Origin of the sequence: Algoriphagus lacus (assembly GCF_003583985.1) — a bacterium.
In the GTDB taxonomy this organism is placed as follows: domain Bacteria; phylum Bacteroidota; class Bacteroidia; order Cytophagales; family Cyclobacteriaceae; genus Algoriphagus; species Algoriphagus lacus.
In genome coordinates, this window is the sequence record NZ_QXML01000007.1 from 200533 (window position 1) to 223825 (window position 23293).

19 protein-coding genes are annotated in these 23293 nt (G+C 45.9%); 6 read left to right on the forward strand and 13 right to left on the reverse strand.

Annotated elements, in window-relative coordinates; all coding sequences use genetic code 11:
* The first annotated feature begins 152 nt into the window (after positions 1 to 152).
* Positions 153 to 1394: a TIM barrel protein gene (locus D0X99_RS14900; protein WP_119478631.1), complete on the forward strand. Its 1242-nt coding sequence runs from the start codon at positions 153 to 155 to the stop codon at positions 1392 to 1394.
* On the opposite strand, the gene D0X99_RS14905 is transcribed toward D0X99_RS14900, so the two are convergent.
* Positions 1395 to 2834 (reverse strand): sulfatase, encoded by a 1440-nt coding sequence (locus tag D0X99_RS14905; protein ID WP_119478632.1) that lies wholly within the window; start codon positions 2832 to 2834, stop codon positions 1395 to 1397.
* A gap of 38 nt (positions 2835 to 2872) precedes the next feature.
* Between D0X99_RS14905 and D0X99_RS14910 the strand changes: the two genes are divergently transcribed.
* Positions 2873 to 3886: an SMP-30/gluconolactonase/LRE family protein gene (locus D0X99_RS14910; RefSeq protein ID WP_119478633.1), complete on the forward strand. Its 1014-nt coding sequence runs from the start codon at positions 2873 to 2875 to the stop codon at positions 3884 to 3886.
* Between the two features lie 46 nt (positions 3887 to 3932).
* On the opposite strand, the gene D0X99_RS14915 is transcribed toward D0X99_RS14910, so the two are convergent.
* The gene (locus D0X99_RS14915; RefSeq protein WP_119478634.1) at positions 3933 to 5252 is read right to left on the reverse strand and encodes a Gfo/Idh/MocA family protein; all 1320 of its coding nucleotides are present in this window, start codon (positions 5250 to 5252) and stop codon (positions 3933 to 3935) included.
* A gap of 904 nt (positions 5253 to 6156) precedes the next feature.
* Here D0X99_RS14915 and D0X99_RS14920 point away from each other — a divergent pair.
* Entirely contained in the window at positions 6157 to 7608 is a 1452-nt protein-coding gene (locus D0X99_RS14920; protein WP_119478635.1) for an arylsulfatase, read from the forward strand.
* A gap of 86 nt (positions 7609 to 7694) precedes the next feature.
* On the opposite strand, the gene D0X99_RS14925 is transcribed toward D0X99_RS14920, so the two are convergent.
* Positions 7695 to 8276: a GNAT family N-acetyltransferase gene (locus D0X99_RS14925; protein WP_119478636.1), complete on the reverse strand. Its 582-nt coding sequence runs from the start codon at positions 8274 to 8276 to the stop codon at positions 7695 to 7697.
* 137 nt (positions 8277 to 8413) lie between these two features.
* Here D0X99_RS14925 and D0X99_RS14930 point away from each other — a divergent pair, with 137 nt between their 5' ends.
* From D0X99_RS14930 to D0X99_RS14940, 3 genes are all read left to right on the forward strand, one after another.
* A complete protein-coding gene (locus D0X99_RS14930; protein WP_119478637.1) occupies positions 8414 to 8776 on the forward strand; it encodes a transmembrane 220 family protein in 363 nt (120 codons plus the stop codon).
* A gap of 118 nt (positions 8777 to 8894) precedes the next feature.
* Positions 8895 to 9638: an NIPSNAP family protein gene (locus D0X99_RS14935; RefSeq protein ID WP_119478638.1), complete on the forward strand. Its 744-nt coding sequence runs from the start codon at positions 8895 to 8897 to the stop codon at positions 9636 to 9638.
* Between the two features lie 210 nt (positions 9639 to 9848).
* Positions 9849 to 10196, forward strand: coding sequence for a hypothetical protein (locus D0X99_RS14940; protein ID WP_119478639.1), 348 nt, complete (start codon positions 9849 to 9851; stop codon positions 10194 to 10196).
* A gap of 73 nt (positions 10197 to 10269) precedes the next feature.
* Here D0X99_RS14940 and D0X99_RS14945 read toward each other — a convergent pair whose 3' ends face one another.
* The 10 genes from D0X99_RS14945 to D0X99_RS14990 all read right to left on the reverse strand — a co-directional run bounded on the left by D0X99_RS14945 (position 10270) and on the right by D0X99_RS14990 (position 23293).
* Positions 10270 to 13713 (reverse strand): ThuA domain-containing protein, encoded by a 3444-nt coding sequence (locus D0X99_RS14945; protein ID WP_119478640.1) that lies wholly within the window; start codon positions 13711 to 13713, stop codon positions 10270 to 10272.
* Positions 13714 to 13829: 116 nt separating this feature from the next.
* Positions 13830 to 14975 (reverse strand): galactokinase, encoded by a 1146-nt coding sequence (gene galK, locus D0X99_RS14950; protein ID WP_119478641.1) that lies wholly within the window; start codon positions 14973 to 14975, stop codon positions 13830 to 13832.
* A gap of 92 nt (positions 14976 to 15067) precedes the next feature.
* A complete protein-coding gene (locus D0X99_RS14955) occupies positions 15068 to 16090 on the reverse strand; it encodes a LacI family DNA-binding transcriptional regulator (protein ID WP_119478642.1) in 1023 nt (340 codons plus the stop codon).
* A gap of 73 nt (positions 16091 to 16163) precedes the next feature.
* Complete coding sequence (locus D0X99_RS14960) at positions 16164 to 17141, reverse strand: M28 family peptidase (RefSeq protein WP_119478643.1); 978 nt, start codon at positions 17139 to 17141, stop codon at positions 16164 to 16166.
* Positions 17131 to 18624: a cysteine--tRNA ligase gene (cysS, locus tag D0X99_RS14965; RefSeq protein WP_119478644.1), complete on the reverse strand. Its 1494-nt coding sequence runs from the start codon at positions 18622 to 18624 to the stop codon at positions 17131 to 17133. Before cysS ends, D0X99_RS14960 begins: the two co-directional genes overlap by 11 nt.
* 341 nt (positions 18625 to 18965) lie before the next feature.
* Positions 18966 to 20492 carry a bifunctional phosphoribosylaminoimidazolecarboxamide formyltransferase/IMP cyclohydrolase gene (gene purH, locus D0X99_RS14970; RefSeq protein WP_119478645.1) on the reverse strand — a complete coding sequence of 509 codons (1527 nt, stop codon included), beginning with the start codon at positions 20490 to 20492 and terminating at the stop codon, positions 18966 to 18968.
* A gap of 275 nt (positions 20493 to 20767) precedes the next feature.
* Positions 20768 to 21181, reverse strand: a complete 414-nt coding sequence (locus D0X99_RS14975) for an SRPBCC family protein (RefSeq protein WP_119478646.1) — start codon at positions 21179 to 21181, stop codon at positions 20768 to 20770.
* 12 nt (positions 21182 to 21193) lie between these two features.
* Positions 21194 to 21610, reverse strand: coding sequence for an NAD(+)--rifampin ADP-ribosyltransferase (gene arr, locus D0X99_RS14980; RefSeq protein ID WP_394336582.1), 417 nt, complete (start codon positions 21608 to 21610; stop codon positions 21194 to 21196).
* A 33-nt stretch (positions 21611 to 21643) separates the two neighbouring features.
* Positions 21644 to 21946: an RNA polymerase alpha subunit C-terminal domain-containing protein gene (locus D0X99_RS14985; RefSeq protein ID WP_119478648.1), complete on the reverse strand. Its 303-nt coding sequence runs from the start codon at positions 21944 to 21946 to the stop codon at positions 21644 to 21646.
* Between the two features lie 282 nt (positions 21947 to 22228).
* Positions 22229 to 23293: a winged helix DNA-binding domain-containing protein gene (locus tag D0X99_RS14990; RefSeq protein ID WP_119478649.1), complete on the reverse strand. Its 1065-nt coding sequence runs from the start codon at positions 23291 to 23293 to the stop codon at positions 22229 to 22231.

Genomic DNA, 23293 nt, shown 5'->3' on the forward strand with positions numbered 1-23293 from the left:
GTAATCCGAGTAAACAGTGTGGGTATTTAGGATTTGCGATTTAAGACCTAAAGCCAAGTATCAATAAGCAAATTCAATAGTCAATTACCAGGTTGATGTAGTTTCCTAGCCCAAAACTTAATAACCATTAACTCAATAACACATTACCTTCCATGTCCACCGACTTCCACCAACGATCCCTCTCCTTGCTTTCCGAACAGCTGGCGGAAATGGGAAAAAGCACTGCGGAGCTTATATCTCAAATCTCTGCTTTTCAGATCGCAGTGCCAAGTTGGGCGCTGGGGGCAGGAGGGACGCGTTTTGGACGATTTTCTATCGGTGGTGAGCCTAGGAATCTGGAGGAAAAGTTGGAGGATATAGGTCTATTGGCGAAGCTGACCAAACGGACGGATGCGGTTTCCCTCCATATTCCCTGGGATATTCCAAAAGATACTCAAGCCATCAAGGAAAAAGCCAGTAGCCTCGGAATCAGCTTTGATGCAATGAACAGCAATACGTTCCAGGATTACGGACAGGCACTAACTTATAAAATGGGTTCGCTCAGTAATGCAGATGCAGCCACCCGGAAGCAAGCTGTGGAGCATAATCTTCAGGTTATAGAGATCGGAAAAAGTCTGGGCAGCAAAGGGTTGACCGTTTGGTTGGCAGATGGGAGTAATTTTCCGGGACAGGCCCATTTCCGAAAAGCCCTGGAATGGACTACTGATTCCCTTAAAGAAATCTATGGAGGGATGCCGGGGGATTGGAAATTGTTGTTGGAATACAAACCTTACGAACCCAATTTTTACCATACCGTGATCCCGGATTGGGGGACATCTTCGCTGATCTGCCGACAACTTGGAGACCGGGCCAAGGTTCTCGTTGACCTAGGGCATCACCTGCCCAACACCAACATCGAACAGATTGTGGCCACCTTGATGCATCAGAATCTATTGGCAGGTTTTCACTTCAATGACAGCAAATACGGTGACGATGATCTGAGTACAGGGAGTATTAAGCCGTATCAGTTGTTTTTGATTTTCTGCGAACTGATCGGAGGGGCAGCCGATGGTGCCCAAAACTGGAACTCGATATCCTGGATGATCGATGCGAGTCATAATACCAAGGACCCTTTGGAAGATTTGATTCAGGCACTGGAAGCAATTTCCCAGGCTTATGCCAAGGCGCTGTTGGTAGATCGGGAAAAACTCACACATTGTCAGCTTTCAGGGGATACGGTCGGTGCCCAGGCGGTTTTGCAGGAAGCTTTCCTGACTGATGTCAGAGCTTTGGTCAGGGAAGCAAGAATACAAAGTGGAGGAGAGCCTAATCCTTTGGCCTTTTATCGCAGGGAAAAAATCCGGGAGAAACTGATTGCTCAGCGTGGGAAAAATGCCCAGGCGAGTGGGCTTTGATTAATTCAATGTCCTCTGGAGGATAATTGGTTTTCCGGTAGCCTTGGAAATCGGGAGATTAGCCTTCGTGTCTTCCAGCCAATTCAAAAGTAACGCATAGAGCTCTGCGGCTTTTTGAGGTTCTTTGGATTTTAAATCATTGGTTTCTGATTTATCGATTTTAAGGTGGTATAGTTCAGCCTTTTGATTTTCGTAGTGCAAAATCAGTTTCCAATCCCCCAAACGAATGGCTGCGGCTGGTTTTCCCAATTGATTGGAGAAATGGGGGTAGTGCCAGTACATGGCTTTTTCACGGGTAGCCAAACGATTTTCAAACAATACAGAGGAAAGTGATTGACCGTCCCAAGACTTTTGTGGTGTAAGTCCAGCTAGTTCTGCAAAAGTGGGGGCAAAGTCCAAATTGGAAGTGGGAAAGGCGGTAACTCCGGGCGCTATTTTATCTGGCCAGTAGGTGATCAAAGGCACCCGAATACCTCCTTCATAGGGGTGGCCTTTCCATTTCCGTAAAGGATCCAGATGGGTTGGGGTAGGTCCAAGTTCCGGTAGTCCCACTCCGCCGTTATCCGACGTGAAAATGATCAAGGTGTTTTTGTCCAGGCCTTGGGATTTAAGTTTTTCCAAGATCAACCCGATTCCATCGTCCACTGATTCGATCATGGCCGCATAATATGGATTGTACTTACCTTCAAACTGCTCGTACTTTCGGAGGTACTTACTGACTTTGTCCCCTCTGGGCACTACAAACACATGGGGAGCAGAATAGCTTAGAAATAAGAAAAAGGGCGTTTTGGCTGATTTTTGATCCAAAAAGTCTAAAGCGTAGGAGGTGAGCTGGTCCGTGAGGTAATTTTTTCCAGAGTCTAAAAACTCCCTCTGATAACTGTCTGCAAAAATACCGTAGTGATAGTAGTCCAGCCCATTTTTTCCAATCATCCGGGTAAAATCAAAACCCTGAGCCCAAGGCGTCTGATCCTCTTGATTTCCCAAGTGCCACTTTCCAATCATAGCAGTTTGATAGCCTTTTTCCTTAAAAAGTTCCGCTAAGGTGAGTTGGCTTCCTTCCAAAAAAGGATTCCAAATTGCCGGATCAATTGCCACAGTGTCTGCTTTTCGGTTTCCAGCGATGAAGTTTGTCAAGTGAAATCTCGTGGAGTGGATGCCTGTTAATAATCCAGCCCTAGAAGGAGAACAAACGGGACTGGATGAATAGGCGTCAGTAAATTTCAACCCATTCTTGGCTAGGAAATCCAGGTGGGGAGACTCCTGAAAAGGATTGCCATAAGAAGGCAAATCTGTATACCCAAGGTCATCTGTGAGAATAAAAAGAATATTTGGTCTTGAGGTTTCCGGGTGAGCCTGGCTTTTCAAGGAAGTAAATAGCGCCCAAATAAGACATAAATTCCCTATGGATTTTCGAATAGAATAACTGGTTGTCTCCATGACTTTAAGTTAACTTGGTAAAAAGAAACAGCCTAATAATGAAAGCTTTCTCAAAATCCTTTGTTTTTCTGATTTTACTATCCTGTGCATCTCCTAAAAAGGAGGAAGTCAAGGAAAATAAAATTTTCCAAACCATCGGTTCCGTGGAGCGGCTCGATTCCGCAGTCAATTCCCTGATTCCCGCTGATGCACAGATTGAAGTGTTGGCTTCCGGTTTCGAATGGGCTGAGGGCCCGCTTTGGCTGGAGGATCAACAAGCACTGATTTTTACCGATGTACCTACCAACAAAATCTGGAAATGGACGGAAAAAGACAGTCTTTCCCTGTTTCTTACTCCTTCAGGCTACCTTGGTGACCGAACAGATAAAGGGGAACCTGGAGCCAATGGTCTGGCAATGGATGCACTGGGTAATCTCATCCTTTGTCAGCATGGGGAAAGGCAAGTAGGGAAAATGAAAGCTGCACTCGATGCGCCAAGGCCGGAATTTGAAGCCTTGGCTACCGGGTATGAGGGCAAGCGATTCAACAGTCCCAACGATTTGGCATTCAATTCCAAAGGTCAACTTTTCTTTACCGATCCGCCTTATGGAATGGATCCTTGGGATGTTAAAGAGTTGGATTTTCAGGGAGTTTATCGGTTGGATGCAGACGGAAAAGTCACACTTCTGGTGGATTCGCTCAGTCGGCCAAACGGCATTGCATTGAGCCCGGATGAGTCCAAGTTTTATATCGCTCAGTCTGATCCGGAGAAAGCCCGTTATTATGAATATTCCTTGGATGAAAACGGGAATGTGGTCGCCGGAAAAGTTTTGCTTGATGTCACAGCTTTGCAGAGCGAAAGCAAAAAGGGTCTTCCTGATGGCCTGAAAGTGCATTCCAATGGGACGCTTTTCGCAACAGGTCCGGGAGGAGTGTTGGTAATCAGTCCTGAAGGAAAACACCTGGGTACAATCCTAACTGAAAATGGAACTGCAAACTGTGGATTTGATTCCGGAGAAAAATACCTCTACATGACAGCAGATTCCTACCTGATGAGGATACCCTTGAAGTAATAAGGATAGGAAGTAAGGATTGTCCAAAGCCAGGCCGGGTCGAGGCCTAGATTTTCGGCAATACCCAAGGCTCTCGATATTCAGGCCAGATCAAGTCATTGGCCTGTGAATTCCCGATGAACTGTCTCTTTTCGTCATCCCAAATTACCTGGTCTGCCCCGATTCGGGCGGCGATATTGGGAATGTGTGCGTGGAGGGCGGCAATTCTTCCGGCTTCCGGTGGACAATTGGGTTGGTTTCGGCTTTTAATACATTCGACAAAATTGGCTACGTGGAGATTGTGCGATTCCGTCGTTCCTTCCAGTTTTTTTGCTTCGCATTTCGGCGCTTTAGTGGTACCATCCCATTCCGGATAGATTTCGTAACCGCTGCGGTTGACTACCAGGGTGCCTTTTTCGCCAACGTAGGCGATTCCATAGGGTTTGTTGTAAGGTCCGGTCTGCAATCCTCCGTTCATGTCATAGTTGATCAGAAAGTCCTTTTTGGGAAAAAGAACATTCATGGTATCAAAGGTGTCTCGGTCCCGATTCTCCTTATTCACATTGTTGGCATAAGTCAAGACAGTGGAGGGTGCGGAAGGGTTTTCTTCCACCCAAATCGCCATATCCAAAAGATGTACTCCCCAGTCTGACATCAAACCTCCTCCATAATCCCAGAAATGCCTCCAGCTCCCGTGAAAGCGGTTGGGATTAAATTCCCTCTTGGGAGCCGGGCCTAGCCAAAAATCATAATCCACCCCGGTAGGAATAGGGGTAGCGGGTTTAATTTCATTTCCCAGGCCATAATTGAAATTGGACCAAATATTCACCTTCCGGATTTTTCCAAGGTGGCCGTTTTTTACAAAATCTCTTGATTCCAGAAATGCCTGTCCGGCCCGTTGCTGTTGCCCAACTTGGATGATCCGTTGGTACTGAGATCCGGCTTTGGCGATTAGGTCACATTCTCCTATCGAATTTGCCATGGGCTTTTCAACGTAGACGTCTTTTCCCGCAGCACAGGCAGTCACCGCAATCAGACAATGCCAATGGTCAGGCGTGCCGATAATGACCGCATCCAGGTCTTTTTTCTCCAGCAATTTCCTAAAATCCGTGTAGCGCTCCGGCCTTTTTCCGGTTGCATCTTCGACTTCCTTCAGTCGTTTGTCAAGTACGTTTTGGTCCACATCGCAGATCGCAACACAATCGACTTCCGGCAAGGCCAGGTGATGGCGCAGAATTCCAAAGCCCATGTTGTTGGCACCTACTAAAGCCAACCTAATTCGGTCGCTCGGAGAGATTCTTTGACGTGCTTGAAGAAGAGCCGGGGAAAGCCAAAGTCCCCCTGCCAACAGACCTGTTGTTTTTAGAAAGTTTCTGCGATTTGCCATGGGATAGGTTGGGTTTATCAGGTTAATAGCGGATTCTGGATTTTTAAGATAGAGGAAAAACAGTCGGATTAGAAACTCAACTTAGCGGAAAGTTTGTGAATCAGGATTTCTGTAAAACAAATTTTCAAAAAGTGTGAATATCTCAGAAAAAACGGTGGATAACCTGTTCGTTTACGGGACTTTTTTTGGGGAAAAATTGTGTAAAAGTTTTTAGTTTAAAAGTTGGAATCTGTCTGAAATTCAGCCAACTTTAAATCATCAAGTAAGAGATAAAAGGCCGGAAATAAGATTCCGGATCAATGTTTGAAAGTTTGAGATCGGGCGCAAAGGGGGGCTTATCGCAAGGTAAGTTTCTGAGACGGGTAACCGCAGAAGTGCCAAAAAACGATTGACCTGAATTTGACGAAATCTTCGGATAGAATCAAATTTCCGGGCATAAAGGATTGGCTGAGCAATCGGTCGATTGAAAGAGGAAACTCCAGAAGTGCAACCAACCGGATTAATCAGAGGCTGTTATTCTTCGGGATAAAAGCAAATCAATCGGGCACAAAGGAACAGCTACTTAGGTGTGGCGGTTTGCAACGGGTGACCGCAGAAGTGCAAAAACAGATCGGCCCAAGGTTTTGTCTTCGGACTTAATCAGGATTCCGGGCATGAAGGAGTTTTTCGAAAGGAAAGTTTGAGACGGGCAACCGCAGAAGTGCAAAAGGATTTCCAAAACTGGGACATTCTCTTCGGAGAGGCTTTGAACATTTGATTTTGAACTGGGCAACTGGGGATAGTCAAAATAACTGTAGCTTGAAACGATTTGAAGATTACGGTTTTTAAGTCGTTAAATGGGAAGCTTTCTACAAGAAATGCTTCCCATTTCTGTTTTATAGGCCTCTGTGTTATATTTTCGCCTATGAAACAACTTTCCCTGTCGATCCTGGCATTGCTTGGCTGCGTGTTCGTTTTTAGCAGCTTTTATTTTCCTTTCCAAATAGAATCTGAAGGCAATCCTAACGTGATTTTTATCCTAGCTGATGACCTTGGCTATGGTGATGTTGGATTTTTAGGACAGAAATACATCGAGACACCAAATATTGACCGCTTGGCCGCTGAGGGAATGGTTTTTACCAAGCATTATGCCGGTGCGCCTGTTTGTGCTCCTTCCAGATCTGCACTGTTGACGGGTTTGCATACCGGTCATACTCCGGTAAGAGGTAATTTTGAGGTTCAACCCGAAGGGCAATATCCCATGCCGGATACGCTGCAGACGTTGAGCAAGATTTTCCAGCAGGCCGGGTATGCGACTGGAGCTTTTGGCAAATGGGGCCTTGGTTTTGTCGGTACTTCCGGTGACCCTGGCAATCAGGGATTTGAGGAGTTTTATGGCTACAACTGTCAGCGTTATGCCCACCGGTATTATCCAGCTTACCTATGGCAAAATCAGTCCAAGGTAAACCTGCCCGGTAATGACTGGACTACCAAAACCACCTATGCCCCGGATCTGATTCAGGAAAAGACCTTAACATTTTTGGAGGAGAATAAGGATAAGCCCTTCTTTCTCTTTATGCCGATCGTAACTCCTCATGCCGAACTTGCTGCACCGGATGATGCGATATTTCAAAAGTACCGGGCCAAGTTTGGCGAGGAAAAGCCTCATCAGGCTCCCGAAGGAGGTGACTATGGACCGGAAATGAAAATTCCGGGCTATCAGTCCGAACCTTATCCTCATGCAGCTTTTGCTGCCATGGTCGGGCGAATTGACCGATATGTAGGTGAAGTAGTTGCCAAACTGGAAGAACTTGGTCTTTCCGAAAATACCATCATCGTGTTCACTTCCGACAACGGAGCGCACTTTGAAGGAGGTGCGGATCCGGAGTTTTTTGACAGCAATGGCCCGTTTCGTGGATTGAAAAGGGACCTGTATGATGGAGGAATCCATGTTCCCCTGATTGTGAAATGGCCAGGAAAAGTTAAAGCAGGAAGTCAATCCGATCATGTTTCTGCCTTTTGGGATTGGTTGCCGACTTTTGCCGAGCTTTTGGATCAACCTGCGCCGAAAGGAATTGACGGAGTCTCTTTTTTGCCTTCCTTGTTGGGTAAATCGGGTCAGAAAAAGCATGACTTTCTGTATTGGGAATTTCATGAATTGGGAGGAAGGCAAGCAGTGCTGAAAGATGGCTGGAAGTTGGTCAAGTATCAGGTTAAAGATCCGCTGAAAACAACCACAGAGCTGTTTGATTTGTCCAAAGATCCAGGGGAGAAGGTTGATTTGTCTGGAAAAAATCCTGAAAAGGTGAAAGAATTGGAAGCCTTAATTACGCATGCACATCGGCCGAATCCTGTATTTCAACTCTTTAAACAATAAAAACGGGAGCTCAAGAGCCCCCGTTTCCTTACCCAATCATTTACTTATTACCCTATAAGTTATTCTAAGATAGCTTCTGTCCGGAATCAACTATCCTTGTCTGACCTGCCTGATAAATCTTTCCATTTCCAGACTACGATTGCCCATTCCTGAATCGTATCCCGGAAAATGTGAATGGTTTCAAAACCAACCCGATGGTGGGCGTTCAGTGAACGGAGATTGGAAGTGGCGATTTCGGTAATTCCAAACTCGTATTTTCCTGAAAATTTTTTCCGGTATTCGGCATACATCTGATCAAAGAGGCCTTGCCCCCTGTAGTTTTTTCCCACACAGATTTGTCCGATGACCAGATAATCCAGCGCAGAAATAGGCTGACCATCCACTTTTAACTGATCAAATTGCTCAAACATTGGCACGAGCACCGGAATAACCGCTCTGGACGCTTTCGTCATGGCTAAGATGTAGCCTGCCACCTGATCTCCGTCTTTGGCAATCACATGGGCAGCCAGTTCGTTCATTGCAGTTAATTGTTCCAGCGAATGCTTGACGGTAACAAAACCCTGCTCTGATTTTTCTATAGGGGAAAGGTTCTGAAAGAGATTGGCCTCCTGGAGCTCCAGGATTCCTTTTAGCTCTGATTCATTTTCGGCGCTTTTGATCTGAATCATGGATGGGATTTTTCAGGGAAACTAACCGAAAAAAGCTACTTTTTCCAAGCTTTGGACTGATGCTTTACCATTTATCCCAAGCAGGATGGATTGATTTTTAAATTGATTAGTTTTAGCCAAATCAACCCAAAAAATCTATGAAGTTCAATCGCATTTTCTTTGGCATTTGGTTCTTCCTGTTTGCCCTTTTTGCATACTGGCAATTCAATGACCCCGATCCGGAAGTTTGGGTAAGTATCTATGGTGTTGCCATGATTTTTTGCCTGCTCGGTACGCGGGGAATTTTCCCCAAAATCCCACTTACCTTAGTCATAATCCTATGTCTTCTTGGTGCAGTGTATTTCTTTCCGGGCGGAGTCGGGGATTGGATTGCTCAGGAATGGGCCCAAAAAGACCTAACTATGAAAACTCCCCAAATGGAGGAAAATCGCGAGACATTTGGCTTATTGTCCATTGCCTTGGTTTTGAGTCCGGCCTTATATCGAGCATTGAAAAAATAAGACCAACACGAAAAATGAGCTGGAATCCAGAAAGGGAATTGTCTTTCAATCTATAGATAGAATTTCTTCAATAACTAATCAATCAAACAATTTGTCAATTCATAAACCTACAGACCTAATGAAAAAATTACTCTCCTTAATCTTCACGATGTTGATCTCGGTCAGCATTTTTGCCCAGCAGGGAATCAAGTCCAATTACTTTGAAATGCGGACCTATACCGCCCATGAAGGCAAAATGCCGGATCTGATCAAGCGGTTTGAAGATCATACCTTGAAACTTTTCAAGAAGAATGGCATTGAAAACGTTGCCTATTTTATTTCCGAGGAAAACCCGGATAAGACCCTGACCTTTATTTTGGGCTATCCGGATGAGGCTTCCAGAGATGTACTTTGGAACAAATTTGCCAATGATCCGGAATGGACAAAGGCAAGAACTGCCTCTGAGGCCAACGGACCTTTGGTTCAAAAAGTGGATCAAACCTTCATGGTTTGGGCCAACAATCTGAATGACCATAAAAAGCCAAAGCCTAGTGGGATTCTTCAGATGCGGACCTACTATTGCTTACCCGGAAGAATCGAAAATATCCAAACCCGATTCAGAGATCATACCCGGGAGCTTTTTGAAAGACAAGGCTTGAAAAATTATCCGTATTGGTTGACTGTGGAAAAGGACGGTTCTCAGCCTAAGTTAGTCTATATCCTCGGTCATGATTCCAAAGAAGCCTACAATGAGGCCTTCAAGCGATTTGTAGCAGATCCGGATTGGATCAAAGCACGTGATGCATCTGAGGCTGATGGTAAAATCGTGGAGAAGATCGACGCGGTATTTTACAAGGCCTTGCCTTTTTCACCGATGAAGTAGCGAGGTAAGGATACAGGGAAGTCAGGAAGTTCGGATGTTCGATGTTCAGCGTTCGATATTCGAAATTTTAAAAAAGTTTAGAATTCCTTCTTTCACACATCCGAGAGTTTAGAAACCATAAAACCACCCAGATCAGGGTGGTTTTTTTATTCAACTGTAGCCTTTGGCTTATGCCGCTCGTTGTATCATAGCCTCAACTTCCATGAACCCATGAAAAAGTACACCCTTCTGTTTATGTACTCGGCTTTTCTTTTTTCCTGTACTGAAAACGAAGATCCCACACTCTGTGGAGTTGATAATCCTGTAGAGAATTTGGCATGGATAAAAGAAACGATTGAAGAATCTCAATCAAACAGCCTGTCTCAGTATTCCTACCTTATTCAGGGAAGCTATAAAGGAGAGACCGTTTTTTCATGGGGCTCGTGTTGTCCATTTTGTAATTCCATTGTTTTGGTGGCGGACTGTCAGGGTAAGGTGATCGAAGACGCGTCCATCAGCGAGGTGAAAAACCAAAAAATCATCTGGAAGCCGGAAAACTCTGTCTGTACTTTTGACTAGGACAGATCGGTAGAAAAAGAAAAGCCATCCCGATTTTTCGGGATGGCTTTTTGCATTTTACCTCAATCCTGAATTATCTGGGATTGAAAGTCAGGTTTGCAAGGATAAAGGTGCCTGGGCTTCCTTCACCGTTTTGCTTGGACACAAAGTACAAGGTGTGTTTGTTGCCATCCGGTGCGCCAGTGATGGCAATGTTGACCGGAGTGTAATAAGGGATCGGTTCTCCTTCGTTAATCGCTCGTTGCTTGAAGGTTCCCTCGCCCACTTTTGTTCCTGTTGGACTGTCCAAATACACTTCGAAGGTGAAGGTTTGGGTTACCGGAGCAATGGTCGCTGTGATCATGGTGATGGATCCGATGTTGGTCAGGTCGATGGATGGAACAGCAAAGCTTCCCGAGCCTTCCGGCACGGTGAGCAGGTTTGCTCCATTGAAGTTCATTGATCCAAAGCCCACCAATTCCTCGGCTACTCCCATATCCAAGCTGTTGTTTCTGAGGAAATAGGTACCTGTGCCAGTCAGCGGCTTAATATTTTCTCCTCCCTTATCAGTATATGATGCGGACAACACTAGCACTCCGTTTGGCGTGGCCGGTTTTCCTTGAGTGGCATCTACAGTTCCCTTGGCAGGCAACAAAGGCTTGGCTTCGTTTCTCAGCGATAGGATGTACGTTACCAAGGCATTTGCATCTGCCGATTTGAGATCCGGGTTGGCAGGCATGGCTGTTTCACCCCATACGCCTCCGCCACCGTTTTTGATCTTGTTGAGCAAATAATCACGGTCACGCTCGCGATACTTTTTAGCCACTTCGGTGTAAGCAGGGCCTACGGATTTTTCAGCCTCCTTGTGGCAGGTTTTACAAGTCAGGGACTGCACCAAGGCCTTTCCGTTCATAGCTTCGGTCATTACTTTGTGCCCCATATTTGCTTCCGCCTGATCGATTCCCTGCAGGTAATCGGCAGAGACAACCAAAGTGCTTAGGTCTGATGCAGCATCCGGATGATCTTCGTCTGTCACCGCTACCGAGTAGCCCACTTTTTTACCCGGGAAATAGAAGGACTTGTTTCCTTCGATTTGTATAGAAACCACAGGGGCCACATTGCCGGAATAAACGGATACTGGGGCACTGACTCCGGTCATGCCAGCAGGATCAGCTGCGGTCACTTTAATCTCATACTCTCCAACTGCATTGTAAGTATGGGTCAACGTAGGTTCGGTGGTGGATTTGGTTTCTCCGTTACCCAAATCCCAAGTGTAGGTCATCGGGTCTTTTTCAGGATCGGCTGAGGTAGCAGTAAGCGTCACGGTCAGCGGGTTTTTACCGGAAGTTTTGTCTACCGTCAAGCTTGACACTACCGGAGCACGGTTACCACCGTTGAAATCAATTCGGGAAAGACCAGAATCACGGTTTTTGGAGAACCAGCCATTTCCGTATTCGAGGATGTAGATTTTTCCGTCAGGACCCATTTCCATGTCGATCATGGCGTTAAACTTGGTGCCTTTCATGAACGGCTCCATTTTGTCAAAATCCCCATTTTCTTTCATGGTCACGACTTTGATCCAACCTCGGATCCAGTCGTAAATGAATAGCTTACCATCAAAATAATCCGGGAATCGGGTCTCAGCCGGATACATGTCTGAATAATACACCGGACCTGCCATGGCGTTTCTTCCACCGGTACCCAATTGAGGGAACTCCGGAGAAACAGCATAAGGATAATAGATAAATGCCGGTTCCACCGGAGGCAGTTGCTTCAGGCCGGTGTTGTTTGGAGAGTTGTTGGTTGGTCCGGCTACGTCAAATGCTGGCCCAGTTTGTCCGGTTTCATAGTTGAATTCCCGGTAGGCAAAGTTCTTTCCGATGGTATAAGGCCATCCGAAATGTCCTGCCTTTCTTGCCTGATTGACTTCGTCATATCCTCTTGGACCCTTGATGTCCAGTGAGTCATTGTTGGCATCAGGACCTACTTCACCCCAGTAGAGGAAGCTGGTTTTCTGATCTACTGAGATTCTGTAAGGATTTCTGAGGCCCTGAACATAGATCTCAGGTCGGGTGCCTTCAGTTCCCTGTGGATAGAGGTTGCCTTCCGGAATGGTGTAGCTTCCGTCTTCAGCCACTTTGATTCGGAGGATTTTTCCTCTCAAGTCATTGGAGTTGCCGGAACTTCTACGGGCATCCCACTGCTTGTTGCCTTCTCTTCCGTCCAAAGGCGCGTAGCCATTTAGGGTGTATTTCGAGCCGGGCTGATTGAAAGGAGTGGAGTTGTCCCCGGTGGAAAGGTACAGGTTGCCTTCTTTGTCAAATGCAATGGATCCTCCGGTATGGCAGCAGATGTCTCGCTGCGAGTAAAGTTCCAAAATCACTTGTTCTGAAGCCATATCCCAAACTCCGTTGGCAAACTTGAATCGGGAAAGTCGGTTGATTTCTTTGTCACCTGTAGGAGCGTAGAAGGCATATACCCAATTGTTGGTTGCGTAATTCGGGTCTTTTTGAATTCCCATCAAACCCTCTTCGGCATTGACACCCTTCACTTCAGTTTTCCAATACACGTCGAGCTTGGCGACCTCTTTCAATTCCTGAGTGGCATTGTTGTACAGGTAAATTTCTCCTCTGCGCTGAGCCACCAAGATGTCCAGATTTGGCAAAATGGTCATTTCTGTTGGTTCGGTAAATTCACCTACCGAAAGCATGGTTTTGGTGAATCGGTTTTCTTCAGGCACTCGCTTGGACTTGGCTTTGGTGTAGTCCAACTCCTCATTTTCCCCAACGGCATACTGAATGCCTGCAAGCAGGTGCTTCAAAAAGTCATTTTCCGAATAGGACTCCTTGGTGTGACCACCACCGGTGTAGAATGCACGCCCTCCGTCAAAATCATGATACCATGCAATTGGGTGTTCGCCCATGTCCATTCCTCCCTGGTATGAAGATTCATCCAACATCAGGAGTTTTTTGGTGTCTGGACTGACTTGTTTGTAGCTGTACCATTCGTCCGTTCTTTCCCAAGTCTCAGGCAAAAAGTCTGTAGATGGGTGTTTTTCGGCAGTTTTGGTGATTTTGCCAGGCTGAACATTTGGATGGGGATCATTGATGCCCGGATGATCCGAAAAATAGCCGCCAACCAATCGGTTGTACCAGCCCCATTCATACTCCGTATCAGCTGCGGCATGGATGCCGACATAGCCACCTCCGGATTGGATGTATCGCTCAAAATCAGCTTCCTGATAATTGTTGAGCACATCTCCGGTGGTGCTCAGGAAGATCACAGCCGCATATTGGGCCAGATTTTCTTCGTTGATGTTTTCTGCGTTTTTGGTGGTGTCCACCTGAAAGCCGTTTTCGGCTCCCAACTTTTGGATTGCGGCAATTCCATCCGGGATGGATTCATGATAGAATCCTGCTGTTTTGCTGAAAACCAGGACTTTGGGATTGCCCTCCCGCTTTTTGGAACAAGCAGAAAATCCCAGTCCGAGGACTACCAGCAAAAGTAACAGGCTACGTAGGTTTTTGGGTAAATGCATAGGGTTTAGAAATTTTCGGGAAAATAGGGAATAAAAGAGAATTTCAGGCTAACCAACTGAAATTCGGGGGTTTTAATAGACCAACGGAGGGATTTTGTCGACAAAAAATCGATCCCTTAAAGGAGGTGGGCTCCAGATCCGATTTTCACCGGAATGAAGTCGGGAGATATGGCAAAGGTGCGTTCGTATCCGGCTGAAATGGTTTGATGGAAATTCTCAAGTTCGCTGGTCTTGACCAAATTGATAGTGCAGCCTCCAAAGCCTCCGCCCATCATTCTTGAGCCTAAGACAAAATCTAAAACTTGTGCTATTTCAGCCAGAAAATCCAGTTCGGGACAGCTGACTTCAAAGTCCTGACTGAGGCTTTGGTGGGAGGCGTTGAGAAGCTTTCCAAAAGTCTTCAAATCGCCGGATTGCAAAGCCTTTGCTGCTTCGTGCACCCGGACACATTCAGTGATGACATGTTTGGCTTTCGGGAAAAGGCCTTCAGGAAGTAGTTTTTCAACTTTTTCCAAGTCTGACACTCCAATATCCCGAAGGGTCTTAATGCCAGGAAAATTTGGTTCCAGTATTCTCACGCTTTCTTCACAGGCCTCCCGTCGCTTGTTGTAGGCGGAGTCAGCCAAGGAATGCTTCACCTTGGTATTGACGAGCATCAGAGAATACTCTCCGAGATTAACCGGAATTTCCTCATGGGTATTGCTTCGGCAATCCAGCAAGAGGGCTTTCCCGGCAGCTCCAAAGGCAGAAGCATAGGGGTCCATGATCCCGCACTTTACACCTGCAAACAGGTGCTCGGATTTTTGGGCATAGAGGACGATGTTTTTCTTGGGTATCTGAAAATCAAACAAACCTGATATCGCCGTGCCGATTGCTACCGAAAGCGCAGCAGAGGAGGAAAGCCCCGAACCCACCGGAATATTCCCCCCTATTACCATGTCAAATCCTTCGATTTCATAACCGGACTGCTGTAGCAAAGCAGCCATGCCCATCACGTAGGTCGCCCAATGTCCTTTTTTCGGCGAAAAAGCGTCGATGTCAAAGGTGAATTCCTGGTCAAAATCCATGGAATAGATGCGACAGATTTTTTGTCCGTTTTTCTGAATGCCAACCCAAATCCCCTGTTCCACAGCTGCCGGAAAAACGAACCCTTCCTGGTAATCGGTATGCTCGCCAATGAGGTTGATTCGGCCAGGAGCAAATGCGATGAGGGGAGTAGAGGCAAAGTAGGAGTAAAAGATTTGGGTGAGTTGGGAGATCATGGGATAGTTTATTAAGTTATTGGTTATTAGTTACAAGTGGGGATTCTCGAGAGACTTATAACTATTAACTCAATAACCGATTACTTCTTCACTTAAAAGTGTTGAGAGGATTTTCTCGGAACCAAGGTGGTTTCCAAAACAATGGAAATGGGATCTTCCGATGCGATTCCATCGAGCTGATCCAACAAGTGGCTAACTGCCAGTTTTCCCATCTCATACCCGGGTTGGGAGACCGTAGTGAGGGGGGGCTCGACGACCGCGGAAGTTGGATTGTTGGTGAAACCCGCCAATGCCATTTCTTCCGGGATTTTGATGCCCATTGACTTCCATTGGGTCAGGACGTCCACCGCTACCGGATCGATCATGCAAAAAACCGCATCGGGTCTGGGGTTCATTTCAGCTATTTCATTTGCTACCCGGATATTGTCATCCAAAGTAAGTTCGGAGATTTTGATGAGGGAAGGATCTTCTCCGATCCCGTATTCTGCCAGAGCCTTGAGATAGCCTTCTTTTCTTTTTTTGGAAATGTAAAGGTCCTCCGGTCCGGACACATAGAGGATCCGCCGATTGCCACCCTCCAGGAGGTGGTGGGTGACCTGATAAGCTCCACCTGCATCGTTGAAGGTGACTTTTGATACCGGAATGTCTTCCTGAACCCGGTCAAACAACACAAAGTTGATCTCCCGGTCATACAGGTCATAGAGGTGCTCGAAGGTATTGGTTTCGCGGCTAAGAGATATCAGCAAACCGTCAACCTGGCTTGAAACCAGAGTTCGGATATTGGCTTTTTCCTGCTCAATGGATTCATTGCTTTGGCAGATCATAACATTGTATCCGCGTTTGTTGGCAGTGTCCTGAATTCCGCTGATACAGGATGCAAAAAAGTGGGAGGTGATCTCCGGAACGATGACTCCAAGCGTTTTTGATCGGGAAATGCGAAGGCTTTGGGCGAGAAGATTGGGCTGATAATTCATCTCCTTGGCCATTTCCACGATTTTTCGTTTGGTTTCGGGATGTAATTCCGGGGAATCCTTTAGCGCTCTGGAAATGGTGGAAACCGACACGCCGAGCTTTTTGGCGATTTCCTTCATCGTAATCTGATGACCCTTCTTCATTTTAGTGCTTTCTTAATCCTGATCCTGCAAACGTCTGCAATTACGAATAAAGCAAAGATTTAGGGAAAAATCGTTATTCCTGATAAACTGTGTAAATGACAGTCTCCCCAACTGCCTTCAAAGTCCGGGGATCGATCAGGTCCAAATTGTCCTGGTGGGTGTGATGGTAATGCCCAAAACCAAACTCCGGTGAAAACTCAATGATGTCAATCATGGGAATACCTGCCCATTCATTCACAAAAACGTGGTCATCCAAAATTTCCGGGGAATCCTGCTGGATAAAAGTACCTGAATGCCCCAACTGGGCTGCATTCCCCCACACTTTTGAGACAATTCCGCTCGCATATTTTCTGGAATATCCTTCCCGATAAAACCGGGCATTTTTTCCTCCAACCAAGTCCACCAAAATCCCATAAAAGGCTGAATAGTTAGGGACGTGCTTGTTTTTGGACCAGTATTGCGAACCGTGGCACCACCAGACTTGGGAGTTGTTGGTGACGGAAGCATTTTCGGGTTCCCCGTCATCTTCTCCGTCAAAGAAAATGATGTCGATTCCAACCTCAGGTTTGAGTTCCTGAGAGGCGATCACACGGGCAATTTCCATAACAACCCCAACTCCCGATGCGCCGTCATTTGCACCGTCAATGGGTTCCTTGATTCGCTCGGTGTCTTTGTCGGCGATCCGTCGGGTATCCCAATGGGCAGCCAAAAGGATTCTCTTGGTTGCCTGAGGATTGTAGGAGGCGATCACATTGGTAAGATTCCATGTCAAACCATCGTAGGTTTTAGCCTGAAAATCCTGGGTCTGCACCGTCCATCCGTAGCTTTCCAACTTGGAAATCATCCAAGCTTTGGTGTCGGCATGGCCTTTGGTTCCGGGTACTCGTGGTCCAAAGTCCACCTGCTTTTGCACAAATGCATAAGCCGAATCGGCATTGAAGGCTGGATAAGGCTTGGTGACAACTTCGGGTACAACAGTCTCGGTGGTTTTTTCACCCGAACAGGCCCAGGCAAAAACCAAGAGGGCGATCAGCCAAAATCTATTCTTCATACGCCCAGTCAATTTTGTCTTTCATGTCTTTGACCACAAAGCCCATTTCCTTCAGTCCGGCGCGGATTTCATCCACCTTGGCATAGTCCCGGGCAGTTTTTGCTTCGGTGTAAAGCTTCAACAGCAAATCCAGCATTGAGTTTTGCACGTCGCTTTTCTCCTCAATAAGTCCGAGAATATCTTCCACAAACGTGATGAAGGTTCCTTTAAGTTTGGCAAAAACCTCTTCACCCAAAGTCGCTGAATTTAGCTGTCCGGTGAAAATGGAGTTGATCTTTTTGAGCAGATTGAATAAGTGACCAATGGCCTGTGCGGTGTTGAAATCGTCATCCATTGCGCGATAGGCAGCGGCAATGCTTTGTTCGATTTGTTTCACCTGGTCGGCATCGATCCCAACTTCCTGGTTGGATGTAAACTCCAAAGCTCTGGCGATCCGCAGTCCGTTGATGATTTTTTTATAGCCTTTTTGCGCAGCTTTCAGGGCTTCATTGGAAAAGTCCAGGGTCGATCGGTAATGCGCCGTGAGGATAAAATACCGGATCGTCATCGGGCTATAGGCTTGCTCCAGCAGTCGATGATTGCCGGTGAAAAGCTCCTGCAGCGTGATAAAATTACCCAAGGACTTGCCCATCTTCTGCCCGTTGATGGTGATCATGTTGTTGTGCATCCAGTATTTGGCCGGATCGCGGTGATTGCAGGCATTGCCCTGTGCGATCTCACATTCGTGGTGAGGAAACATCAGATCCATTCCGCCTCCGTGGATGTCAAACTGGGTGCCAAGGTACTTGCTGCTCATGGCTGTACACTCGAGATGCCAACCCGGAAATCCCACACCCCAAGGGGAATCCCACTTCATCAGGTGTTCGGGAGAGGCGTTTTTCCAGAGTGCAAAGTCCACGGCATTCCGCTTTTCTCCCTGTCCATCCAGATCCCGGCTCCCGCTCATGAGTTCGTCGAGCACACGGCCGGACAGCTTTCCGTATTTGTAGGTTTCGTTGTATTTGAGCACATCAAAATAGACCGAACCATTGACTTCGTAAGCCAAGCCTTCCTGAAGAATGGCTTCGACCAAGGCGATTTGCTCCGGAATATGACCGGTGGCGCGAGGCTCGATGCTTGGCTTCCAGGTGTTGAGCAATGCCATGTCCCGGTGGTAGGTGTCCGTATACTGTTGAGCCACTTCCATGGGCTCGAGCTGCTCGAGCTTGGCCTTTTTGGCGATTTTGTCCTCGCCCTCATCTGCATCACCGGTGAGGTGACCCACGTCGGTTATGTTGCGAACGTAGCGCACGCGATAGCCAAGGTGAGTCAGGTAGCGGTTGACCGTATCAAAGGTGATGGCAGGTCGACCATGACCCAGGTGTGCATCCCCGTAAACAGTCGGTCCGCAGACATACATGCCCACGAAGGGCGGGTTGATGGGTGCAAAATCCTCCTTTTGGCGGGAAAGAGTATTATAGAGTTTTAATTGATGCGACTTCATAAGTCTTCAAAAGTACGAAATACGAAATACGAAATACGAGGATTGTGGTAAACGGTTCCAATTTGGAGGCAAATTACCTGATTGGAAATAGTAAATAAAAGTGAATTGAAATGCCGGTAAGTTTATCTTTTCCAAAGTTTGAACCTTTGGAAAAGCTGGATTACAAAGACTTGGATTTTACCATTTAGAAATTAAGAGTGTAGAGGGAAAATTACTAAAGCGAAGTTCCTTGAAAGCCCTCTTAATCCCCTCAATTTCTTAATGGTTGGAAAAATCAAGACCTCCGATCCTAAGCGAACCGGAGGTCTTGATACTATAATCTAGCTACTTGATACTTCAGATCAATGCTTGAAATGACGTACTCCCGTCATCACCATGCTCATGCCGTGGGCATCGCAGAAGTCAATGCTGTCCTGGTCTTTGATCGATCCACCAGGCTGCACGACTGCCGTGATTCCGGCTTCATGTGCAATCTCCACACAATCCGGAAATGGGAAGAAAGCATCGGATGCCATCACAGCACCTTTCAGATCAAAGCCAAATTCCCTGGCCTTAATGATTGCCTGACGCAAGGCATCCACGCGGGAAGTCTGACCCACGCCTGAAGCGAATAATTGGGAATCGTTGCTCAGTACAATAGTGTTGGACTTGGTGTGCTTGCAGACTTTTGCTGCGAAAACCAAAGCGTCAAGTTCTTTTTCTGTCGGTGCAACTTTGGTCACTACCTTGAAATCAGCTTTGCTTTCGGTAGCCAAATCCTTGTCCTGCTCGATCACGCCATTGAGCAAGGTTTTGATCATCTTGGTGCCAGGTAACCCCATTTTCTGACGAAGCAGGATACGGTTTTTCTTTCCTTTCAGCACAGTTAAGGCTTCCTCGGTAAATTCCGGAGCGATCAATACCTCGAAGAAAAGGGAGTTCATTTCCTCCGCGGCTTCTTTGTCCACAGTTTTGTTGGTAACCAACACGCCTCCGAAAGCGGAAGTGGTGTCGGCTGCAAAAGCCTTCTGGTAAGCTTCTTTGACGGAGCCAGCAGTTGCGCAACCGCAGGCATTGGTGTGCTTAAGGATTGCAAAAGCGGTTTGATCCGGGAATTCAGCGATCAGGTTCACTGCGGCGTCCACGTCCACGAGGTTGTTGTAGGAAAGTTCTTTGCCGTTCAGCTGGTCAAAAAGATCTTCCAAGTTGCCGTAAAAATGAGCCGCCTGGTGCGGGTTTTCTCCATAGCGAAGGGCCTTTGCCTTGTTTTCTGAAACTTTCAAAGCCGGGATGTTTTCTGCCCGGTTGAAATAATTAAAGATGTGGGTGTCATAGTTGGAAGACACCTGGAAAGCCTGTGCCGCAAAGTAGCGACGGTCTTCGAGGGTGGTTCCTCCATCCTGTGCTGACAGTCTGGCTTCCAATTCTCCGTACTGTGCTTTGGAAGCGATGATGATGACGTCCTTGAAGTTTTTTGCAGCGGCACGGATCAAAGAGATCCCTCCGATGTCGATCTTCTCGATGATGTCGGCTTCGGATGCTCCGGAGGCAACCGTTTCTTCAAAAGGATACAAATCCACAATCACCAAGTCGATGGCCGGGATGTCATATTCAGCAGCCTGGGCCACATCGCCTTCATTTTCTCTGCGGTAGAGGATTCCTCCGAAGATTTTTGGGTGGAGCGTCTTCACTCGACCGCCAAAGATGGACGGATAGCTGGTCAGTTCTTCGACAGGAATCACTGCTGCGCCTTGCTCTTCGATAAACTTCTGCGTACCGCCGGTGGAGTAGATTTTCACTCCATGCTTTTTGAGGAGGGCGATGATCGGTTCGAGGTTGTCCTTGTAATAGACTGAAACTAGGGCAGATTGTATTTTTTTGGTAGCCATTTGGGAATGGAATTGGGATGAAATCTTGCGAAGGCGCAAAGGTAGAAAAAATGCTTGGAACCGGTGGGGGAAAATTAGGGAACTTGGATTGGGAAAACCAAAAGGCTGTAGTAATCGCTTTGGTTTGGGCAAGGCTCGGCAGCTAGGCGTTGTGGCGGATTTTTAGAACAAAAGTTCAATCGAATAACAGCACTTGAACCTACCACAAACCTGTCATACGAAGCATTGAACCCACCATTTCGCCAAACCGCTGTTAGCGGGTCGTTTTCTTTTCATCAGTTGGTTTCAACATATTTTTTGAAGTTGTCCAAGATTGCCTGCCAACCCTTTTGCTGTAATTCAGTTGAATTTTCTGTTTCAGGGTCAAATGATACAATTACTTCTGTTTGTCCATTTGCTTCTTTGAACTCAACTTTAGCATAACGTCCTCCAAACTCATAAGTGAAGTTTTTTCCTGAATTAATCTCAGTATAAACTGATTCAAAGTCAAAACCGAAACTTCCGTCTTTGGCTTCCATTCTTGCAATATATCGTCCACCAACTTTCAAATCGTTTGTGGCTGTAGGGCAATGCCAACTTTGATCGGCGAAATTCCATTTTGTTATGTGTTCAGGTTGGGTATAATAGTCCCAAACTTTCTGATTATCAGCGGAAACTATTGTGCTGATTGTAATTTTACTAGCTGACATATTGATAAAGTTTTAGTCGTTAAGCGAATTGACACCTTGTTCTTTCAATTTTTCAAGGTGTTCTTTCATAGTCTTTACTTGTTCTGCTGGGTGCCCTTGCCAAACGGTTACTTCTCCTACCACTCTGAAGGGTTCTGTTGATCGATATGATTTTGTCGGATTTCCTGGGAATTTTTTATCAGTCAAGTCCGGGTCATCTTCTATTTCACCAGTTGGCTCAACCAAATAAATCCTTTCTCGCCCTTCGCCTAATGAAAGTTCTGCACCCCAAATTGCAGCGTCCAATGTTGCTGTCAAGAAGATATATTTTGCGTTTTTCTTCTGTCCATAATTAGAGTTGAACCCAACTTCAATCAGGTCGCCAACTTTTAAGTCTGCTTTCGTGCCGTGAAAGTATGTTTGGGAGAATGGTGTTGCTCCCTGTCCTATTGATTTAAGGTCATTTTGATTTTGTTTCATTATTTATAGCATTATCGAATTCTTAAAGGCTAATTTATTTTCGGATAGTATTTTTTGCAGTTTCGTAATGGTGGTTCTTCCCATTCCGTGCAGGTTCAGAATTTCCTTTTCCGTGTATTTTGAAAGTTGTTCCAATGTTGTGATACCATTATTTTCCAATGCTCGTCTTGCGGGAGCCACAAGAAAGGAAAGGAAACTGTCTTTTGGCTTTCGTTCTTCTTCACAAATTGGGCAAGTAAGACAGTCCGAACTTTTATAAAATTTGTGCCCATTTTTACATGTTTTCAAAATCTTTCTTGTCACCATTTCCTGTCTTTTTTTACTTGAGTAGTCTCGTCTTTTACAATGCCCGTATAACTTGTTTGATGCTTCACTTTTTTCTCGTCTATTCACCCGTTAAGTTCTGATTGGCGAGTGTTTGTCTCTTTTATTTTTCAAAGGTCATCGAAGGAGTCCCGAGTATTTTGATAATTCTATTGTCGGCTTACTCTAAACTATGCGCACTTAATTGACTGACTTTGGATCTGGGGTGTATTTGGTTCAACGCAATGTGTGTGGGACCTTTGAATTAAAAACCTTGGACTTGATTTACTTATGGTTTTCCTCTTCTGCTTTGCCGGAAAATGATTTAAATCTTTGCTGGGAAATGTTTACACCACTGTATTTTCTGTGGTCCTCTAGAAATTGGATTTCGACAAATGGTTCTCTGTCCACCCTTTTCCAGGTGCCGACAATTGTATTATCCGATAAAACTATTGGCTTAAATATCCCATTGCCTAAAAAAGATTTTTCGATGTCAGGAGGGAAGGCAATGCCTCTGCTCTCAGAATAGCCAACCATGTATTCATCAAAGGAAGGAAGTAATGCTGAGACTTGCTTTTTTGGAAAACTGTCGCTTTCAAAGTATAGATACCTCACTCCGTCAATTGAAGCCGATATTAGGTTTTCGCCTAATCCGGATACTCCGTATTTAGCATCGGTCATATTTAAGCCACTCCACCACATAAAATCTTTTATTGTAGCAGGGCCGCGCGATTTAAAATAAATTGACGCAAGTTTTACAAGAGAGTCCTTTTTGGATAATTTTTCTGAATTCGGAACTCTACTTTCAAAGAGAGCATAAGTAATTTTATTTGCTTTCCTCACCCCACTGCAAATTCGCATTTCCAATTCGGCCCGTATTAATAGCTGCGTAGCCAGTAAGCCTTCGACTTTTATTTTCTTTTTCAAAAGCCTTTCGGTTAGATCCTCTTTTGTAAGATTGTGGTCGTTTGCCAGTTCAACCTCGATCATCTTCCATACTTTTTTGAAGATTTCATCTGTAAGGCCAACTTGCTTATTTACATATTGCGATTTTATTTTCACATAGGGTGCTGACAACTCCATCATCCAGCGAATGTCCTTTCGGCTTACAAAGTGCCATGTTGGCCTAAGAATATGTGTTCGAATGATTTCTCCTGAATTCACACACATTTCGATATCCTTATCAGAGGCTTGCTGCATTCTCATACCCACTGCCCATTTTGCCATCGGGTAATCTTGGGCTTGCATAGCACCAAAATGGGAGACTACATCTGCAGCCCAAGTGCTGACCTCCGCAGATGTTAATCCCTGATTTGCCAATCTTAATTGTATTAATTCCTTTACCTTCAT

Bases quoted from the DNA above. Each gene is read 5' to 3' on its own strand.
- D0X99_RS14900 (WP_119478631.1), top strand. From the start codon at position 153: ATGTCCACCGACTTCCACCAACGATCCCTCTCCTTGCTTTCCGAACAG.
- D0X99_RS14905 (WP_119478632.1), bottom strand. From the start codon at position 2,834: ATGGAGACAACCAGTTATTCTATTCGAAAATCCATAGGGAATTTATGT.
- D0X99_RS14910 (WP_119478633.1), top strand. From the start codon at position 2,873: ATGAAAGCTTTCTCAAAATCCTTTGTTTTTCTGATTTTACTATCCTGT.
- D0X99_RS14915 (WP_119478634.1), bottom strand. From the start codon at position 5,252: ATGGCAAATCGCAGAAACTTTCTAAAAACAACAGGTCTGTTGGCAGGG.
- D0X99_RS14920 (WP_119478635.1), top strand. From the start codon at position 6,157: ATGAAACAACTTTCCCTGTCGATCCTGGCATTGCTTGGCTGCGTGTTC.
- D0X99_RS14925 (WP_119478636.1), bottom strand. From the start codon at position 8,276: ATGATTCAGATCAAAAGCGCCGAAAATGAATCAGAGCTAAAAGGAATC.
- D0X99_RS14930 (WP_119478637.1), top strand. From the start codon at position 8,414: ATGAAGTTCAATCGCATTTTCTTTGGCATTTGGTTCTTCCTGTTTGCC.
- D0X99_RS14935 (WP_119478638.1), top strand. From the start codon at position 8,895: ATGAAAAAATTACTCTCCTTAATCTTCACGATGTTGATCTCGGTCAGC.
- D0X99_RS14940 (WP_119478639.1), top strand. From the start codon at position 9,849: ATGAAAAAGTACACCCTTCTGTTTATGTACTCGGCTTTTCTTTTTTCC.
- D0X99_RS14945 (WP_119478640.1), bottom strand. From the start codon at position 13,713: ATGCATTTACCCAAAAACCTACGTAGCCTGTTACTTTTGCTGGTAGTC.
- galK (WP_119478641.1), bottom strand. From the start codon at position 14,975: ATGATCTCCCAACTCACCCAAATCTTTTACTCCTACTTTGCCTCTACT.
- D0X99_RS14955 (WP_119478642.1), bottom strand. From the start codon at position 16,090: ATGAAGAAGGGTCATCAGATTACGATGAAGGAAATCGCCAAAAAGCTC.
- D0X99_RS14960 (WP_119478643.1), bottom strand. From the start codon at position 17,141: ATGAAGAATAGATTTTGGCTGATCGCCCTCTTGGTTTTTGCCTGGGCC.
- cysS (WP_119478644.1), bottom strand. From the start codon at position 18,624: ATGAAGTCGCATCAATTAAAACTCTATAATACTCTTTCCCGCCAAAAG.
- purH (WP_119478645.1), bottom strand. From the start codon at position 20,492: ATGGCTACCAAAAAAATACAATCTGCCCTAGTTTCAGTCTATTACAAG.
- D0X99_RS14975 (WP_119478646.1), bottom strand. From the start codon at position 21,181: ATGTCAGCTAGTAAAATTACAATCAGCACAATAGTTTCCGCTGATAAT.
- D0X99_RS14985 (WP_119478648.1), bottom strand. From the start codon at position 21,946: ATGGTGACAAGAAAGATTTTGAAAACATGTAAAAATGGGCACAAATTT.
- D0X99_RS14990 (WP_119478649.1), bottom strand. From the start codon at position 23,293: ATGAAGGTAAAGGAATTAATACAATTAAGATTGGCAAATCAGGGATTA.